Origin of the sequence: Micromonospora globosa, from assembly GCF_000717585.1 — a bacterium.
Taxonomy (GTDB): domain Bacteria; phylum Actinomycetota; class Actinomycetes; order Mycobacteriales; family Micromonosporaceae; genus Micromonospora; species Micromonospora aurantiaca.
Genome location: NZ_JNZR01000020.1, coordinates 57,032 through 75,542 on the forward strand (window position 1 = coordinate 57,032; position 18,511 = coordinate 75,542).

Genomic DNA, 18,511 nt, shown 5'->3' on the forward strand with positions numbered 1-18,511 from the left:
GACTGCCCGGCTCGGTCGAAAGGGAGCGACAGACTCTGATGCCCTCACCCCATTTGGCCGAGAGCGACGCCGACGGTCTTGCCCTGATGGCCTACCTGGGCTGGCTGCGCCGCCGCTGGTGGATCCTGCTGCTCGCCGCGGCCCTCGGTCTCGGTGGTGGGCTGGCGCTGAACCAGATCCAGGAGGCGCGCTACACCTCGACCACCTCGCTGCTGGTGCGCCCGCTCGGCTCGGGCGCGGAGAGCAACCCCAACGCCAAGGTCAACCTCGACACCGAGGCCCAGGTGGTCCGCTCGCTGGTGGTGGCCGAGCGGGCCAAGGCGCTGATGAAGGTCGACACCGGTGCCGACCAGCTGGTCAAGTCGGTGACCGTCAAGGTGCCGCCGAACAGCCAGATCCTCCAGGTGGCGTACGAGGGGAACAGCCCCGAGGGCGCCCAGTCGGGCTCGCACGCGTTCGCCCAGGCGTATCTGGACCTGCGCAAGGCCACCGCGCAGAAGGCGCTGGAGAACGAGACGACCGCGCTCAAGCAGCAGATCGCCGAGCTGCAGAAGCAGCTCAGTGCCGTCGCCGGGCGGATCGCGGCGTCGCCGTCGAACTCGCCCGAGCGGGAGCGGGCCGAGGCCGAACGGAGCCTTCTCACCAGCCAGATCACCGGTCTGAACAACCGGCTCAGCCCGCTGGTCTCGGCCGGCTCCGACCCCGGCGAGATCATCTCCGACGCCCGTCTCCCCGACTCGCCCAGCTCACCGAACCGCACGCTCAACCTCGCCAGCGGCATGGGCGCGGGCCTGCTGCTCGGCATCGTGCTGGCGCTCGTGCTGGACCGGCTCGACACCCGGATCCGGCGTGGTCGTGACATCTCCGACCGGGTCGGCCTGCCGCTGCTGCTGGAACTGCCGGTGCGCGCGCCGTCGCTGGCCGTCCTGCCGGCCACCCACCGGGTCTCCCGCGAGCTGGGCCGGCTGCGCAACGTGCTGCTGTCCGCCGTGCCCGAACCGGCGCAGGGCGGGCGCGGTCGCCAGTTGCTGATCTGCGACGCCTCGGCCGGCACCGCCGCCGGATTCGTCGCCGCCAACCTCGCCGCCGCGTACGCCCGTACCGGCCAGCAGGTCGCGCTGATCACCACCAAGCCCGACTCGACGGTGGGCGCCATCACCGGCGTGGCCGAGGGCCGGCACAACCTGGCCTCGGTACTGCGCCGCGACGTACCCCCGCTCAAGGCGCTCGCGCCGGTGCCGGGGCTGGGCCAGCTCCGGGTGCTGGTGCCGGGCGACCTGGACGCGGAGGTCGAGCTGCCGGTCGCCGGTCTGCTGGAGATCATGCACGAGCTGTCCGCGCGCTTCGACCACGTGATCATCGAGACCGCGCAGCCCACGTTCGCCGTGGAGGCCCAGGCCCTGGGCCGGTACGTCGACGCCGTGATCATGGTGGCCGAGGCGGGCAAGACCCGCAGCGGTGAGATCACCGCCGCCCTGCAGCAGTTCGAGCAGGTGAACGCGCCGGTGATCGGTGCCGTGCTGGCCCCGCGCCTGCCCGCCCCGGTGGCCGGCGCCGCCCGGCCGGCGTCCTCGGGCGGTGCGAGCAGCACGTCGGGCACGTCGGGCACGCCGAGCACCCCGGTGGCACCGGCCAACCGGCCCAAGCCCCGGCCGAGCCCCGGCCCGTCCGCCGAGTCGACGATGGTGCTGCCGCGCATGCAGTCGTCCCGCCCCGCCCCGGCGAAGCCGGCACCGGGCAAGGCCACCCCACCGCCGAACCCCGGCAACCCAGGCAACCAGGGCATGCCGGGTAAGCCGGTGCCGCTCAACGGCACCGGCGGCACGTACCGCTCCCGGGGTGACGGCGACGGCCGCAGCTACGCGCTCGACTCCGGCGAGGACCTGGGGTGAACCGCCGGCAGATGCTCCGCGCCGCCATCGCCCCCGCCGTCGTCCTCGGCGTCGGGACCGGGTGCAGCGAGCCCGAGCCCAAGCCGGGCAAGGTCCAGGTGGTGGACCCGGGCGACGTCACCGCCTCGCCGTCATCGGCCAGTGCCTCGCCGACCCTGCCCACCGGCCCGCTGACCGGCGCGCCGGTGAGCACCCCGGCCGCCGCCACCCGCCAGGCGGTCGCTGTGCCGCTGCGGGTGAGCCCCGCGACCACCCCGGCCGGCCTGGACGCCGCCGACCTGGTCTACGCCGAGTTCGCCGAGTCCGACACGCTGCACCTGACCGCCGTGTTCCACTCCAAGGACGCCACCAAGATCGGCCCGGTCACCGAGATCCGGCCGGTCGACATCCGGTCGCTCGCGGTGCTGCGCCCGTTCGTCGGCTACGACGGCGGCCCCACCGGCTTCCTCACCCAGTTCGAGAACTCCGACCTCGACGGCGTGACGCCCGACGACGACAGCAAGGTCTTCTCCGGCGACTACACGTCGACCGCCGCGCTGCTCAAGGCCGCCCCGAAGGGCGGCCAGCCGCCCACCCCGCCGATCGACCACGCCGGCGCGGGCGACGCGCTCGCCGCCCGCGACCTCGCGCCGGCCACCGAACTCACCGTCACCGTCTCCGGCGGCCCGCCGATGGTCTGGCGGTACGACCAGGCCAAGTCCGTCTGGGTCGGCAAGGTCGGCAAGGTCGCCGTGACCGCCGCCTCCGTCATCGTGCTGACGATGGAGTACCGCACGCTGGACGTCCGCAACCCGTCCCCGCGCTCGCTGCCCTCGGCGAACGTCTTCGGTGAGGGCGCGGTGCTGGCGGTGTCCGGGCCGAACAGCGCGAAGGGCCGGTGGCGCAAGCCCGGCCTGGGCATGGTCTGCACGCTCGCCGACACCGGCGGCGATCTCCTGCACCCCCAGCCCGGCAACGCGTGGGTGATCTACGCGCCGACCACCGCCAAGGTCACCGTGAAATGAGCACCGCCACCCCGCCCCGCACCGCGCGCGGGACGGTTCCGGTCGGAGCGGTGTCGCCGCCGGACGGGAACCGCCTGCGGCCGGTGACGGTACGGCCGGAGAGCTGGTCGTGGCGGCTGCCGACGGCGTGGCCGCTGATCTCGGTCTTCCTGCTGTACCCGCTGTGGTGGGTGCTCGGCGTGTCGAGCTTCGTCTTCGTCATCTTCGCGGTGCCGATGGTGGTGCAGATGCGCAAGCGGGGCCCGATCCGGGTGCCGCCCGGCTTCGGGATCTGGATGGTCCTGCTGCTCTGGGTGTTCCTGTCCGTGCTCACCCTCGACCTCACCGCGCCGAACACGCTGCCCCCCGGCGGCAGCGGCAAGTACATCGGCTGGGGCATCCGGCTCGCCAACTACGTCGCCATGACCGTGACCATGCTCTACGTCTACAACCTGCGGGAGCGGGAGCTGTCCCAGCGCCGGATGGTCCGCCTGTTCGGGTTCATGGGCGTGGTCGTGGTGCTCGGCGGCTGGATCGGCTCGCTCTTCCCGAACCTCACGTTCGTCGCGCCGCTGCGATTCGTCCTGCCCCAGTCGATCGCCGGTCACCCGTACGTCACCTCGCTCATGGAGATCAAGTTCGCCCAGGTGCAGCAGGTGATCGAGGGGGAGGCCAGCTCGCCCCGCCCGTCCGCGCCGTTCACCTACACGAACTCGTGGGGCCAGAACACGGCCATCCTGCTGGTCTGGCTGATCGTCGGCTGGGTCGTGCTGGGCAAGCCGATGCGCCGTACCGCGGGCGTGGCGATCGCCCTGGCCGCGATCTTCCCGATCGTCTACTCGCTGAACCGGGGCCTCTGGATCGGTCTCGGCATCGCCGCCGCGTACGTCGCGCTGCGGCTCGCGCTGCGCGGCCGGATGGTGGTGCTCGGCGGGCTCGCCCTGGCGGTCGGGCTGATCGGGGTGCTGATCGTCGCCACACCGCTCGGCCGCACCTTCGACGAACGCCTCCAGAACGGCCACAGCGACGACATCCGGACCACGCTGTCCCAGGGCGCGGTCGCCGCGGCCAACCACTCGCCGATCCTCGGGTACGGCGGCAACCGGGCGCTGATCGGCAGCAACCGGTCCATCGCCATCGGCAAGTCCGAGGACTGCAAGCAGTGCGGCAACCGGGAACTGGGCAGCAACGGCCAGGTCTGGGCGCTGCTCGTCGGGCAGGGCTGGGTCGGCGCGATCTGCTACAACGCCTTCTTCATCTACTGCATCTGGCGCTACCGCCGCGACCACAGCGCGATCGGCATCGCCGGCACGCTCATCCTCATCCTCATGCTCTTCTTCCAGTTCACCTACGGTGCGATGGAAGCGACACTCGCCTACGCCCTGATCACTGTCGCCCTGCTGGCCCGCAACGACCGGATACGCCGGTCGCTCGCGCCGGCGCCACCCCAGGGCACGATCGCCGGGCTACGGGCCCGACTGGAAAAGACCGGTGACAGCTGATGGTGTTCCGCGTACCCCCGGACGGCGACGGCCGTGCCGCGTACCTCGGTGAACTGGCCGGGCTGATCTGGCCCGCGCCGGCCGAGCCCAGCCTGCGCCGCGGCGGCGCCGGCTGGGTGGTGGTGCCCTCGGCGTCCCGCCCCCGGCTGCTCGTGCCGACCGGCTCGGGCCGGGCGGCGGCGAGCGCGGTCCGGCACTCCACCGAGGCGGTCGGCCGCAAGGCCAAGCTGGTCCGGCAGGGTCTGTCCACGGCGTTCCGGCTCGGGCTGGGCCCGCTGGTGTTCCGCGACCGGCTGGTGGTCGACGGCGGCGGGCTGGACGCGTACCTGACCGAGGTGCTCGGCGAGCCGGCGCTGGTGAGCCTGCACATCGGGCCGGCCCGCGCGAACCGCAAGCCGGTGCTGCAACTGCTCGCCCCGGACGGCCGGGCCCTCGGGTACGCCAAGCTCGGCGTCGACCCGCTGACCCGCGCGCTGGTGCACGCCGAGGCGGACGCGCTGCGCCGCCTCGCCGAGGTGCCGCTCGGCCCGGTGGTGCTGGCCGGGGTACGCCACCACGGCGACTGGCACGGCCACGCGCTGCTCGTGCAGGAGGCGCTGCCGGTACGGCTGCCCCGGGCCACCCCGGCCGCCGCGGAGGCGGCCGAACGCGACGCGATGGTGGCGGTCGCCGGCTGTCTCGGCGTACGCCGGCAGTCGTGGGCGGCCAGCGGACACGCGGCCCGGCTCACCGAGGCGGTGGACGCGCTCGGACCCCGGCCGGAGGCCGGGCGGCTGCGCGCGGCGCTGAAGTCCGTCGCGGACGCCGACCCGGTGGTGGCCTTCGGCGCCTGGCACGGTGACTGGAACGGCGGCAACAGCGCCGTGCTGGCCGACGGCCGGGTGCTGGTCTGGGACTGGGAGCGGTTCGAGGCGGACGTGCCGGCCGGGTACGACGCGCTGCACCTGGCGGTGCAGGGCGCGATGAGCCACGACGGGGTGGAACCGGTCGAGGCGGCCCGAGCGCTGATCGCCGGCGCCGGGGCCACCCTGGCGCCGTTCGACCAGACCGGCGGGGGCGCCGATCTGGTCGCCGTGCTCTACCTGGTGGAGCTCGCGGCGCGCTACCTGCGGGACCGGCAGGCGGAGGCGGGTGCGCGACTGGGGCACGTCGACACCTGGCTGCTGCCCGCCGTCGAGGAACACCTGGCCCGCCGGGCCGGGTGAGAGTGAGGAGTGGGGACGTGACGCTGGCCAAGGAGCAGGCGCTCCGCGCGGTGAAGTCGGTGAGCCGGACGGTCGGCCGGCTGACCGCCGGTTCGCGGATGGTGCCGGGATTCCTGATCGTGGGGGCGCAGCGCTGCGGCACCACCTCGCTGTTCAAGACGCTGTCGCAGCATCCCGGTGTGCTGCCGCCCGCCTACCACAAGGGCGTGCACTACTTCGACATGGACTACCACCGGGGGATGAGCTGGTACCTCGGGCACTTCCCCACCACCGGCAAGGCCGAGGCGGTGAAGGCCCAGATCGGGGTACGCGGGATCACCGGCGAGTCCAGCCCGTACTACATGTTCCACCCGCTGGCCGGGCAGCGGATCGCCCGTGACCTGCCCTCGGTGAAGCTGCTGGTGCTGCTGCGTGACCCGGTGGAGCGCGCCTACTCCGCGCACTCGCACGAGCTGGCCCGCGGCTACGAGACCGAGACGGACTTCGAGCGGGCGCTCGCGCTGGAGGAGTCCCGTACGGCGGGCGAGCGGGAGCGGATGATCAGCTCCGCGTCGTACGCCAGCGAGCACCTCCAGCACAACGCGTACCTGGCCCGGGGCCGCTACATCGAGCAGCTGGAGCGCCTGGAGGCGCTGGTCGGCCGGGACCGCATGCACGTCATCGACAGCGACGACTTCTTCGCCGACCCGCGCCCTTCCTTCGACGCGGTCTGCGACTTCCTCGGGCTGCCCCGCTGGGCGGACATCGCGTTCGGCAAGCACAACTCGCGCTCCCGTTCGCCCATGTCGGCGGAGCTGCGGACCCGGCTGGAGGACCACTTCGCGCCGTACGACGAGCGGCTGGCGACGTGGTGGGGACGCGTGCCGTCGTGGCGGCGGTGACGCGGGCGGACGCCGGCGGCACCCCGACGCTCACCGCACCGCCCCCCGGGCCGGGCGCGGGGCTGGGCGGCGCAGCCCGGCAGGGCTTCGCCAACCTGGTCGGGGTCGGGCTGGCCGCGGTCGCCGGCTTCGGCCTGAACATCGTCATCGCCCGCGGCTGGTCGGTCCGCGAGGCGGGCATGTTCTTCGCCGCCACCAGCGCGTTCATGATCGCCGCGTCGGCGGCCCGGCTCGGCACCGACGTCGGCACCGTCTACTTCGTCAGCCGCCAGCGCACACTCGACCGCCGCGACCAGATCCGGGGCACCATCCTGGTCGGGTTGCTGCCGGTGCTCGTGGTCGGCACGCTGCTCGGGCTGGCCGGCTGGCTGGCCGCACCGGCGCTGGCCCGGGCCACCATGCCGGAGGCCGGGCCGGAGGCGGTGACCGCGCTGCGCATCCTGCTGGCGTTCGTGCCGCTGGCAGCACTGAACGACTACGCGCTCGCCGCCTGCCGCGGCTTCGGCCAGATGCGCCCGCTGCTGACTGTGGAGCGGCTCGGCCGCACGCTGGTGCAGTTCCTGGGTGTGGCGGTGGCCGCCTGGCTCGGCATGTCCGCCACCGTCGCGCTGCCGCTGGCCTGGGTGGTGCCGTACCTGATCGCCGCGGTGGTCGCGCTGTTCTGGCTGAGCCGGCTGGTCGGCCGGGCCGGGAGGCAGGTGACCCGGCCGGTGCCGGCGCGCGAGCTGGCCGGGCCGTTCTGGCGGTTCACCGGGCCCCGCGCCGTCAGCAGCCTGGCCGCGATTGTGGTGCAGCGGCTGGACATCGTGCTGCTCAGCGCGCTGCGCGGCCCGGCGGACGCGGCGATCTACACGGCCGCGACCCGGTTCCTGGCGCTGGGTCAGCTCTCCAGCGTCGCGCTGTCCAGCTCGGTGCAGCACCGGCTGGCCGCCGCGTTCGCCCGCGACGACCGGGCCGAGGCGCGCCAGCTCTACCAGGCCGCCACCGGCTGGCTCGTGCTGCTCTCCTGGCCCGCGTACCTGATCTTCGCGGCGTTCGCCACGCCGATGCTGGCACTGTTCGGATCCGGGTACGGCGACGGACGTCGGGTCGTGGTGCTGCTGGCGCTGACCATGCTGCTGGCCACCGGCTGCGGCATGGTCGACATGGTGCTCAACATGGCCGGGCGCACCGCGTGGACGTTCTACAACGCGATGACCGGCACCGTGCTCAACGTGGTCGGCAACCTGGTGCTCATCCCGCGGTACGGCATCCTCGGCGCGGCCCTGGCCTGGACCGTCTCCATCCTGGTCACCAACCTGGTGCCGCTGACCCAGCTCTGGTGGTCGATGCGGCTGCACCCGTTCGGCGCCGGTACCCGGGCCGCGATGGCGCTGGCGGTGGTCACGCTGGGTCTGCCGCTCGGCCTGGCGACGCTGCTCGGCGCCGGTCCGCTGGTACTCGCGCTGGTGACGGTCGCCGGGCTGGTCGCGTACGCGACGGGCGTCTGGCGCTGGCGGCGCACCCTGCACCTCGACGCGCTGCGCGCCCTCCGCCGCGGCCGTAACCGGGCCGGGGCGGACCCGGCCGCCCAGTCCTGACCGATCCTGCGCACCGATGGGACCTTCGATGACAAGCGACTCCCCCGCCCCGCACTCCGGCCTGTCCACCGTGAAGGCCGCGAAGCTCGCCGCGGTCGGTCTCCTGGCGGACCGCAAGGAACGCCGCGAGCTGGAACGGCCGGTCGAGGGGGGCGGCCGCCGGCTCACCCTGAAGGTGGAGCGTCCGATCTTCATCCTGGGCGCCCCGCGTTCCGGCACCACGTTCCTCGGCAGTTGCGTCGGCGCGCTGCCGGACGTGTCGTACCACTTCGAACCGCGCCTGACCAAGGCGGTCGCCCGCTGTGTCTACGAGGGAAGCTGGACGCCGCAGCGGGCCGCCCGCTACTTCCGCGGCTACTACGGCGCGCTGCTCGCCGCGTCCGGGCACGGCGGCCTGCGGTTCGCCGAGAAGGACCCGGAGAACTGCTTCATCGTGCCGTTCCTGACCGAGGTCTTCCCGGACGCGGTCTTCCTGCACGTCTACCGGGACGGGCGGGATGTGGCGGTGTCGCACGCCGAGCAGCCCTGGCTGAACGCCGCGTCCACCGGCACCGGCCGCAGCGGCCGGGGCGGTACGCCGTGGGGCGCCGCGCCCCGGTTCTGGGTGGAGCCGGAGCGGCGCGAGGAGTTCACGCAGGTCTCCGACCTGGGCCGGTCGGCCTGGATGTGGCGGCGGTTCACCAGCAGCGCGCTCACGCAGCTCGCCGAGCTGCCCGCGGAACGGGTGCGGCACCTGCGGTACGAGGACATCGTCACCCGCCCGGCCGAGGCGGCCGAGGTCGTGGCCGACTTCCTGGAGGTCGGTGACCCGGCCGGGCGGGAGGCGCTGCACGCCCGCTTCGCCAAGGCGCGGCCGGGCTCGGTGGGCCGGTGGCGGCAGCGACTGACCGAAAAGGATCTGGCCGACGTGATGGCTCAGGCCGGGCCGCTGCTGACGCAACTCGGCTACCCCGCCTGAGCGCCGCGTCACAGGTAGAGTGCCAGGGGTCGCCCGCCCGGCCCGGCGTGCCTCTCCGCCCACGCGGATCCGTCAGGGCCCCCATACCGTGGCCGGCGACCGTCCTGGGGAGAGGTTGCGGTGGTACGACGGTTACGACTGACGATGGCTGCCGTGCTGGGCCTGGCATTCCTGGCCCCGGCCGTGGCGGCCTGTGACATCGGCTCGGAGCGATCCGACGAGACGGCGACGGCGGTGCCGCCCCCGCCGACTGTGACACCGCGGACCGCTCCGGTCCGCACCACCGGGTGGGGGCCGGAGCCGCCGGAGAAGGGGGCCTGGCTCGGCACCTGGGTCAAGCCGCAGTACCACAACGCCAGCGGGCGGGCCGCGGCGTTCGACGCGTTCAACCAGGCGGCCGGCGGCAACCTCGCCATCGCGCACATGTTCCACGAGTGGAACGAGCCGTTCCCGAGCGCCACCGAGAAGTTGTTCCAGTCCCGGGGCAAGCTCCAGATGATCTCGTGGCAGGGCACCGACACCCGGTCCACGGTCAGCGGCGTCTACGACGCGCTGATCCGGGAACGCGCGAAGGACGTCAAGGAGTTCGGCGTTCCGGTGCTGCTGCGTTACCGGTGGGAGATGGACCGGCCGAACCTGGCCGCGAGCATGCACTCGCCGGAGGACTACGTCGCCGCCTGGAAGCACGTCCGCGGCATCTTCGCCGAGATGGGCGTCACCAACGCCGGGTGGGTGTGGTGCCCGCACGCGGACGGGTTCGCCGAGCCGCAGCGCCGGGCCGCCGCCTACTACCCGGGCGACGACCAGGTCGACTGGCTCTGCGCGGACGTCTATCCCAGTCCGGAGTGGAACAGCTTCTCCAACCGGATGGACCACTTCATGGCGTTCGCCAAGAAGCACCCGCGACCGGTCATCATCGGCGAGTACGGCCTGACCCAGGACGGGCGGCCGGGCCAGCGGGCCGAATGGATGCGCGAGGTCGGGCCGTACCTGAAGAAGCACCCGCAGATCAAGGCGGCGGTCTACTTCGCGGCCCGGCAGACGGAGAAGCCCATCTACGACAGCACCTTCGGCGACGACCCGGAGAGCGAGCAGGTATTCCGGGAGATGGCGACCGATCCGTACTTCCAGCCGCCGATGCCCGACCTGAGTGTTTCCTCAGGAACACCCTCCGTGTCCACCAGGTGATCGTCGTTCGTCTTTTCGTGTGACCCGGTGCGTTTCCTCGGTCAAAAAGGCCCAACCCGGGTGGACGGGCGACGGCCGAATGCGAGAAGGTATTGCTCTCACGTCTGCGGTCGGTCGGGTGACGCCCCGCCTCATGTCGGCACCGACCACGATCGCAGCGCCTCCGACGTTTCCCCCCGGAGTAGCCTGTGGCTTCCTCGATCCTGAGACACCGCTCGGTGTCCGCCTTCGGCGCTGCCGTGCTCGGCATCGCCACCTTGTTCACACCGGTACCGGCGCTCGCCGCGCCGGCCGCGGCGCCCGCGCCCGACCACAGCACGATGGTCGGCGAGGTGCCCTCGGAGAAGACGCCGAACATCAACGACGGCAACGTCGTGGCCATCCACGACGCCGGCAGCAAGGTGATCGTCGGCGGCTCGTTCACCAACGCGCAGAACCGGGGTTCCTCACCCACCCCGGTCGAACGCCGCGGACTGCTCGCCTTCGACAAGGCGACCGGCAAGATCGACAACGCGTTCGCGCCGGTGCTCGACGGTGACGTCACCGCCGTCATCGCCGGCCCGACCCCGGGCACGGTGTACGTCGCCGGCAAGTTCAACAAGGTCGGCGACAAGAACTTCCGCAAGCTGGCCCTGCTGAACGTCGCGGACGGCACCCCCGTCGACGGGTTCAAGGGCCCGGCGTTCAACGGCACCGTGAACGACATCGCGCTCGTCGACGGCCACCTGCTGGTGGGCGGCATCTTCACCACTGTGACCGCGACGACCAACCGCAACGGGCTGGCCTCGCTGAACCCGACCACCGGCGCGGTGGACGACTACCTCACCGTGTCGCTCACCGAGCACCACAACTGGACGCCGACCAACAACGGCGCCTCGGCCGGTGTCGGTACGGAGAAGCTCGCCGTCTCCCCCGACGGCAAGCACCTCGTGGTGATCGGCAACTTCAAGAAGGCCGACGACGTCGTGCACGACCAGATCGTGCGGATCAACCTGGGCGAGAGCTCGACGACCGTCGCCGACTGGAACACCGACGGCTACTCCGCGGCCTGCAAGTACGCCGCGTTCGACTCGTGGGTGCGCGACATCCAGTTCTCCCCGGACAGCAAGTACTTCGTCGTGGTCACCACCGGCGCGTCGTACCCGGGCACGCTCTGCGACTCCGCGGCCCGCTGGGAGACCGCCGCCAGCGGCGACGGCCAGAAGCCGACCTGGACGAACTTCAGCGGCGGCGACACCTTCCTCTCGGTCGGCATCAGCGAGAAGGCCGTCTACGTCGGCGGTCACTTCCGCTGGTCGAACAACCCGCTCGCCCGCGACAAGGCCGGACCGGGCGCGGTGCCGCGGGCCAGCATCGCGGCGCTCGACCCGGTGAGCGGCCTGCCGCTGTCCTGGAACCCGGGCCGCCACCCGCGCGGCTACGGCGTCACCGAGATGCTGGTGACCCAGGAGGGCCTCTGGCTCGGCAGCGACCAGGAGTACATCGGCAACTTCGACTACCAGCGCAAGCGGCTCGCCTTCTTCCCGCTGGACGGCGGCAACGCCCCGCACTCGACCAGCACCAAGGGTCTGCCGGGCAACGTCTACCAGGCCGGTCGCGCGGCGCAGACCGAGGTGCTCTACCGGGTCAACGCCGGTGGTCCCGCCATCCCGGCCACCGACGGCGGGCCGGACTGGGCCGCCGACAGCGCCACCGAGCCCAGCCCGTACCACAACACGGGCAACCAGGTCACCAGCTACACCACGAACGCGACGTTCGACCCCACCGTGCCGGCGAGCACGCCGGCCACGCTGTTCAACACCGAGCGGTGGGACGAGGCGACCGCGCCGGACATGCAGTGGGACATCCCGGTCGCGGCCGGCACCCGGGTCGACGTCCGGATCTACATGGCCAACCGCTGGTCCGGCACGAGCAAGCCGGGCGCCCGCAAGTTCGACGTCAGCATCGACGGCGTGCTCAAGCTGAACGACTTCGACCCGGTCGTCGCCGCCGGCGGGACCGACCGCGGCACCATGCAGTCCATCTCGGTGGTCAGCGACGGCGTGGTCGACATCGACTTCGGCCGGGTGCTCCAGAACCCGCTGCTGCACGGCATCGAGATCGTCAAGACCGCGCCCACGCCGGACGCCTCCGACGTGCTCTACCGGGTCAACGCGGGCGGCGACCAGCTGGCCGCGCCGAGCGGCCCGGCCTGGGCCGCGGACACCGCCGCCGCACCGAGCACCTACCACAACGCCGGCAACCAGGTGACCAGCTACACCACGAACGCCTCCCTCGACGGCACGGTGCCGTCGGGCACCCCGGTGGAGCTGTTCAACGCGGAGCGGTGGGACGAGTCGCCCGCGCCGGACATGCAGTGGGACTTCCCGGTCCCGGCCGGCACGCCGGTGCAGGTGCGGCTCTACCTGGCGAACCGCTGGGCCGGCACCGCCACCGCCGGCAAGCGCAAGTTCAACGTGACGATCGACGGCGTGGTCAAGCTGAGCAACTTCGACCCGATCGCCGCGATCGGCGCCACCAACCGGGGCACCATGCGCGCGTTCCCGATCACCAGCGACGGCAACATCGACATCGACTTCGGTCGCGTCCTGGAGAACCCTCTGGTGCAGGGCATCGAGATCGTCAAGCTGCCCCCGGTGCCGCCGGCCACCACCGTCGACAGCATCACCAAGCGCACGTACGACGGTGCGACCTCGGTCGGCAACGCGATGTCGGTGCCGAACGCGGACAACACCGGCTGGTCGGGCGTCAAGGGCGCCTTCTGGGTCGGTGGTGACCTGTTCTACGGCGTCGGCGGCGACCTCTACAAGCGCTCGTTCGACGGCAGCGAGTTCGGCACCCCGAAGAAGCTGGACCCGTACCACGACGCCAAGTGGGACCTGGTCGTCACCGGCTCCGCGCCGGAGGGCTCCACGTACGCCGGCATGACCGGCAACTTCTCCGCCGAACTGCCGAACGTGACCGCCATGTTCTACAAGGGCGGCCGGATCTACTACTCGCTGGCCGGTCAGAGCACGCTGTTCTGGCGCGGGTTCGCGCCGGACACCGGCACCGTCGGCGCCGAGCGCAACACGGTCACCGGCACCACGGCCTTCGCCGACGCGGGCGGCCTGTTCCTGGACGGCGACACGCTCTACGTCGTCTCCCGGAGCACCGGCACCCTGTCCTCGATGGCGTGGTCCGACGGCGTGCCGACCGGCTCCGCCACGGTGCGCAGCGGTCCGAGCGTCGACGACGTGGACTGGCGCGGCACCTCGGTCTTCGTCGGCCCCTGACGGGCGGGCACGACCGGAACGGAACAGATACGACGATGGCCCGGCCGATATCGGCCGGGCCATCGCCCTTTCCCCGGCGCGTACGCGCCGGGCGGATCAGGTACGGGTCGGCGCGTGCTCACCCGCCCAGACCCGCATCAGGTCCCGTACCGAGATCACTCCCGCCACCTCCCGGCCGTCGAGCACGACCAGGTGACGGAACCCGCCCCGGGCCATCGCCGCGGCTGCCTCCTCGACCGTCCAGTCCGGGCCGGCGTAGACGACGTCCCAGGTCAGGTGTGCCCCGGTGCGCTCGACATCCGGGTCGAGCCCGGCGCCGATCGCCTTCAGCACATCGCGTTCGGTCATGATCCCCACTCCCTCGGAGTCCGGGTCGATCACGACCGCCGACCCGACACCGCGGGCCGACATCATCCGGGCCGCCTGCCGGAGCGTGTGCTCCGGCCCGACCACCAGTACCTCGCTGGACATCGCTTCCCGTACCTGCATCACACATCACCCCTGTGGGACGGCGACTGAGTACGGACATGGTGGGCCATCGATGCGTACCGGGACAAGAACGGGCATCGCCGGAGACGGCCCGGATGGCTACTGTCGGAGGGTGCCCACCGAGCCCCTCCGCTGCGCCGGCGCGCTGATCGTCGACGACGACGGCCGCATCTTCATCCAACGCCGATCCCCCGAGCGACGCCTCTTCCCGAACTGCTGGGACATCGTCGGCGGCCACCTCGAACCGGGCGAGGAGATCGACGACGCGCTGCGCCGGGAGGTCACCGAGGAGACCGGCTGGGCCCTGTCGCACGTGCTCGGCCTGGTCGGCGAATACCGGTACACCGCCGACGACGGGCTGACCCGGGTGGAGACCGACTTCCTGGTCCGGGTGGACGGCGACCTGAGCCGGCCCCGGCTGGAAGCCGGCAAGCACACCGAGTTCCGCTGGCTTGCGGAGTCGGAGATCGCGCTGCTCGACGAGCACCGGAACGTCAACGACGGAATGATCCGGCGGATCGCGGAGGACGGCTTCGCGGCGCTGCGCTCGATCGGGCTGACGGGCTGAACCACTGCCGGTCGGTGCCCGGCGATATCCTCGCCGGGTGGAATCGGGTCGAGAAGAGGAGCGTGTCGGCATGATCGGGATGGTGCTCGCCGCAGGTGCGGGGCGCCGGCTGCGGCCGTACACCGACACCCTGCCCAAGGCCCTGGTGCCGGTCGACGGGGAGACCACCATCCTCGACATCGCGCTGCGCAACCTCGCCGAGGTGGGGCTGAACGAAGTCGTGATCGTGGTCGGCTACGCGGCCGACGCGGTGCGGCAGCGCCAGGCCGCCCTGGAGGAGAAGTACGGCGTCACGATCACCCTGGTCCACAACGACAAGGCCGAGGAGTGGAACAACGCGTACTCGCTCTGGCTGGCGCGTGAGCACTTCTCCCGTGGGGTGCTGCTCGTAAACGGCGACACCGTGCACCCGGTGAGCGTGGAGAAGACGCTGCTGGCCGAGCGCGGCCCGGGCATCCTGCTCGCCGTGGACACGCTCAAGCCGCTGGCCGAGGAGGAGATGAAGACCACCTTCGACGCCGCCGGCCAGCTCACCCGGATCACCAAGCTGATGGACCCGGGCGAGGCGTACGGCGAGTACATCGGCGCGACGCTCATCGAGCCGCAGGTGGCCGAGCCGCTCGCGGACGCGCTGGAGGCGACCTGGCGGCGCGACCCGAACCTCTACTACGAGGACGGCTACCAGGAGTTCGCCGAGCGCGGCGGCGAGGTGCGGGCGGCCCCGATCGGCGACGTCTCCTGGGTCGAGGTCGACAACCACGCCGATCTGGCCCGGGCGCGGGAGATCGCGTGCCGCTACTAGCCCGCAGCGTCCTCACCCCGCTGCACATCGACGTGCGGCGGGGCGCGGTGGCCGATCTGGCGGCGATCCTCTCCGACGGGCGGATCTCGGCCGGTGGCGACGTCGCCGTGGTGGTCGGGCCGGGGCAGGGCGAACGGATCGCCGAGCTGATCCGGCCGTCGCTGCGCTCGGCCGACGTGTTCACGGTGGCCGGGGGGACGCTCGACGCCGCCGACGACCTGGGGGCGAAGCTGCGCACCCGGTCGTACGACGCGGTGGTCGGCATCGGCGGCGGCAAGACCATCGACGTGGCCAAGTACGCGGCGACCCGGCGCGGGCTGCCGATGGTGTCGGTGGCGACGAGCCTCGCCAACGACGGCATCGCCTCTCCGGTGGCGAGCCTGATCACGGAGGGCCTGAAGGGCTCCTACGGTGTGCACATCCCGATCGCGGTGATCGTGGACCTGGACTTCGTGGAGGCCGGGCCGGAGCGGCACAACCGGGCCGGCGTCGGCGACGTGGTGAGCAACATCAGCGCACTGGCGGACTGGGAACTGGCCCGGCGGGTACGCGGTGAGCGGGTCGACGGGCTGGCCGCCTCGCTGTCGCGCGCCGGCGCCGAGGCGGTGCTCAACCACCCGGGCGACATGAGCGACGACGGCTTCGTCACGGTGCTCGCCGACGCGCTGATCTCCAGTGGTCTGGCGATGGCGATCGAGGGCACCAGCCGGCCGTGCAGCGGCGGCTGCCACGAGATCATGCACGCGATCGACGCGCTGTTCCCCGGCACCGCCTCGCACGGCGAGCTGGCCGGGCTCGGCGCGCTGTTCTGCACGTTCCTGCGCGGCGACGAGCGCCGGTTCGCCGAGATGGCGGCCTGCCTGACCCGGCACGGGCTGCCCCGGCTGCCGGCCGAGGTCGAGCTGACCGACGACCAGTTCGTCGAGGCGGTGCAGTTCGCGCCGGCCACCCGGCCGGACCGCTACACCATCCTCGAACACCTCGCGATGTCCGCTACCGAGACGCGGGAGCGGCTGGCAGACTACGCCGGTGCCCTCCGCGACCACATTGGCTGAGCCCCGTCCCACCGTCGCCGACTTCCACCGGGTCAACCGGGGAGGCGGCCTGTTCAGCGAGTCGATCAGCCAGTGGATCGGGGCGGCCTTCGCGCTGGCCGCGCAGCGCCTCGGGTTGCGCCCGACCGCGCTGACGCTCGCCAACCTGGTGCTGGGGCTGGCCGCCTCGGTCACAGTGGTGGCGCTCGCCGACGACGTGGCCGCCGGCACCGTACCGGCCTGGGTGGTCGGGCTGGTCGCCCTGGTCGCCTGGCAGATCGCGTACGCGCTGGACTGCGCCGACGGGCAGCTCGCGCGGGTGACCGGTCAGGGCAGCGCGGCCGGCGCCCGGATCGACGTGCTCTGCGACGTGGCCGCCCAGATCGCGCTGGTGGCCGCCATCGGCGCGACAGCCGTGGCGCAGCGCCCGTCCACGCCGGTCTGGCTGGTGGCGGTGTTCGCGGGCACCTGGATGGTCAACCTGGTGACCTCGGTGATGCAGTCGGGGCCGAACGCGGCGAGCATGGTGACCTCGACCTCGCTCCCGGTACGCCTGGTCAAGCTGGTCCGCGACTACGGCGCGGTGATCTTCCTGGCCGGCCTGGTGCTGGCCTTCGCCCCCGCGCTGGCGCTCTGGCTGATGGTCGCGTTCACCGTGGTCAACGGCGGATTCCTGCTGGCAAGCATCGCCTTCTCCGCCCGCGCCTCCCTGCGGTAAGGAAGGGCCCCTTCTTAACGCCTCGTGCATTGAAAGGGGCCCTTCCTAACACCTCGGTCAGCGCGCGGGACGACCTCCGGCCAGGCCGGCGTAGATGTCGATCAGGCGCTTCGTGATCACGTCGGGGTGGAAGGTGCGCTCGTAGCGGGACCGGGCCGGGCCGGCGAGCATGCGTGCCTCGGCGGCGGCCAGCGGCAGCGCGGCGGCGAGCACGTCCACCTCGGGCGCCACCACCCAGCCGGCCTCGCCGCGCTGCACCCCTGACGGCAGCGCGACCCGCCCGTCGCCCGGTGCCGCGGTGGCCACCTCGGCCGGGCCGGTACCGGCGGGCTCACGCGGGCCGTCCGCGCCCACCAGGTACGGGATGCCGCCGAGCGCGGTGCCGAGCACCGGCCGCCCCGACGCCAGCGCCTCGATGATCACGGTGGGCAGCACGTCGTGCCAGGTGGAGGTGGCCAGCACCACGGAGCTGTCGGCCAGCGCCGCGCGTACCCCGGAGCGGTCGAGCTGGCCCAGGTAGAGCACGTCGGGCCGCTCGGCGGCGGCCGCCTCGGCGAGCGGACGCAGCTCGCCGTCACCGGCGATGCGCAGCGGGCCGAGCGCGCCCACGGGGTGCCGGCGCCACGCCGCGAGCAGCAGATCGAGGCCCTTCTCGGGGCTGAGCCGGCCCATGAAGAGGAAGCCGTTCCCGGACGGCGCCGGGGCACCCGGGTCGGGCACCGCGTTCGGCTTGACCACGATCCGCTCGTCCGGGATGCCGTAGTCGCGCAGATGATCAGCGACCGCCGTGGTGAGCGCGATGTACCGGTCCACCGACTTCCAGGTGGGGCGGTGCACGGCGAGCGTGGTCGCCATCAGCGCGCTCTGCGCCCGGGAGTTGCGGTAGCAGCGGTGCACGATCGCCGGTACGCCCAGCGTCCGCCCCCGGCAGTCCTGGCAGATCACGCCGTCGCGGAAGTAGAGGCCCGAGGAGCAGACCTGCCGGTAGTTGTGCACCGTCTGCACCACCGGCACGCCGCGCTTGTGCGCGGTCCGCACCACCCAGGGCGAGAGCAGAGGGTACGGGTTGTGCAGGTGCAACACGTCCGGCCGGTGCTCGGTGAGCAGGCGGTCGAGGTCGTGCTGGGCCTTCGGCGCCCAGATCGGCGAGATCGGCAGCAGCGCCTTGGCCGGCTTGGACATCGACGGGATCTCGTCCGAGCTGCGCAGGAACGGCAGCACCTCCACGCCGGCGGCGGCGAGCTGGGCGATCTCCGCGTCGACGATGGTGTTCTCGCCGGAGGGCTGGGCTTCCCGGTACCGGTTGTGCGCCACCACGATTCTCACAGAGCTCGCCTTTCGTTCGCGACTGTGCCGATCTCTGCTCGCGGCTGCGGGGCTCGCAAGCTCACTCCTCGCGCTCGCGCATGAGACTCGCAAGCTCATTCCTCGCGCTC

General features: G+C 72.3%; 15 protein-coding genes. 13 read left to right on the forward strand and 2 right to left on the reverse strand.

The features are described 5' to 3' along the window. Positions 1–38 precede the first annotated feature (38 nt). The 9 genes from IF06_RS0119290 (at position 39) to IF06_RS0119330 (ending at position 13,464) form a co-directional block, all read left to right on the forward strand. The gene (locus IF06_RS0119290; RefSeq protein ID WP_030272649.1) at positions 39–1,892 is read left to right on the forward strand and encodes a Wzz/FepE/Etk N-terminal domain-containing protein; all 1,854 of its coding nucleotides are present in this window, start codon (positions 39–41) and stop codon (positions 1,890–1,892) included. Further along, positions 1,889–2,896, forward strand: a complete 1,008-nt coding sequence (locus IF06_RS0119295) for a DUF3048 domain-containing protein (RefSeq protein WP_030272650.1) — start codon at positions 1,889–1,891, stop codon at positions 2,894–2,896. Before IF06_RS0119290 ends, IF06_RS0119295 begins: the two co-directional genes overlap by 4 nt. Further along, positions 2,893–4,377: an O-antigen ligase family protein gene (locus IF06_RS0119300; protein ID WP_013289272.1), complete on the forward strand. Its 1,485-nt coding sequence runs from the start codon at positions 2,893–2,895 to the stop codon at positions 4,375–4,377. The genes IF06_RS0119295 and IF06_RS0119300 overlap by 4 nt, the downstream gene beginning before the upstream one ends. Beyond that, entirely contained in the window at positions 4,377–5,582 is a 1,206-nt protein-coding gene (locus IF06_RS0119305; protein ID WP_030272652.1) for a hypothetical protein, read from the forward strand. The genes IF06_RS0119300 and IF06_RS0119305 overlap by 1 nt, the downstream gene beginning before the upstream one ends. Positions 5,583–5,599: 17 nt before the next feature. Then, a complete protein-coding gene (locus IF06_RS0119310; RefSeq protein ID WP_013289274.1) occupies positions 5,600–6,463 on the forward strand; it encodes a sulfotransferase family protein in 864 nt (287 codons plus the stop codon). Then, positions 6,430–8,043 carry an oligosaccharide flippase family protein gene (locus IF06_RS0119315; RefSeq protein WP_013289275.1) on the forward strand — a complete coding sequence of 538 codons (1,614 nt, stop codon included), beginning with the start codon at positions 6,430–6,432 and terminating at the stop codon, positions 8,041–8,043. The genes IF06_RS0119310 and IF06_RS0119315 overlap by 34 nt, the downstream gene beginning before the upstream one ends. A gap of 28 nt (positions 8,044–8,071) precedes the next feature. Next, positions 8,072–9,001, forward strand: coding sequence for a sulfotransferase family protein (locus tag IF06_RS0119320; RefSeq protein ID WP_030272655.1), 930 nt, complete (start codon positions 8,072–8,074; stop codon positions 8,999–9,001). A gap of 144 nt (positions 9,002–9,145) precedes the next feature. After that, on the forward strand, positions 9,146–10,189 hold the full coding sequence (locus IF06_RS0119325) for a glycoside hydrolase family 26 protein (RefSeq protein ID WP_030272657.1): 1,044 nt from the start codon (positions 9,146–9,148) through the stop codon (positions 10,187–10,189). 218 nt (positions 10,190–10,407) lie between these two features. Next, positions 10,408–13,464, forward strand: coding sequence for a malectin domain-containing carbohydrate-binding protein (locus tag IF06_RS0119330; RefSeq protein ID WP_225319561.1), 3,057 nt, complete (start codon positions 10,408–10,410; stop codon positions 13,462–13,464). Between the two features lie 96 nt (positions 13,465–13,560). Here the strand turns inward: IF06_RS0119330 and IF06_RS0119335 are convergent, their stop codons facing one another. Next, positions 13,561–13,953 carry a cyclic nucleotide-binding/CBS domain-containing protein gene (locus tag IF06_RS0119335; RefSeq protein WP_013289279.1) on the reverse strand — a complete coding sequence of 131 codons (393 nt, stop codon included), beginning with the start codon at positions 13,951–13,953 and terminating at the stop codon, positions 13,561–13,563. A gap of 112 nt (positions 13,954–14,065) precedes the next feature. On the opposite strand from IF06_RS0119335, the gene IF06_RS0119340 reads away from it, so the two are divergent. The 4 genes from IF06_RS0119340 to IF06_RS0119355 all read left to right on the forward strand — a co-directional run bounded on the left by IF06_RS0119340 (position 14,066) and on the right by IF06_RS0119355 (position 17,075). Then, complete coding sequence (locus IF06_RS0119340; protein ID WP_030272661.1) at positions 14,066–14,521, forward strand: NUDIX domain-containing protein; 456 nt, start codon at positions 14,066–14,068, stop codon at positions 14,519–14,521. Positions 14,522–14,591: 70 nt separating this feature from the next. Next, on the forward strand, positions 14,592–15,323 hold the full coding sequence (locus tag IF06_RS0119345; RefSeq protein WP_013289281.1) for a sugar phosphate nucleotidyltransferase: 732 nt from the start codon (positions 14,592–14,594) through the stop codon (positions 15,321–15,323). Beyond that, the gene (locus IF06_RS0119350; protein WP_013289282.1) at positions 15,311–16,378 is read left to right on the forward strand and encodes an iron-containing alcohol dehydrogenase family protein; all 1,068 of its coding nucleotides are present in this window, start codon (positions 15,311–15,313) and stop codon (positions 16,376–16,378) included. The genes IF06_RS0119345 and IF06_RS0119350 overlap by 13 nt, the downstream gene beginning before the upstream one ends. Continuing rightward, a complete protein-coding gene (locus tag IF06_RS0119355) occupies positions 16,353–17,075 on the forward strand; it encodes a CDP-alcohol phosphatidyltransferase family protein (RefSeq protein ID WP_013289283.1) in 723 nt (240 codons plus the stop codon). Before IF06_RS0119350 ends, IF06_RS0119355 begins: the two co-directional genes overlap by 26 nt. A gap of 57 nt (positions 17,076–17,132) precedes the next feature. On the opposite strand, the gene IF06_RS0119360 is transcribed toward IF06_RS0119355, so the two are convergent. After that, positions 17,133–18,401: a glycosyltransferase family 4 protein gene (locus IF06_RS0119360; RefSeq protein WP_030272663.1), complete on the reverse strand. Its 1,269-nt coding sequence runs from the start codon at positions 18,399–18,401 to the stop codon at positions 17,133–17,135. Positions 18,402–18,511: the final 110 nt, after the last annotated feature.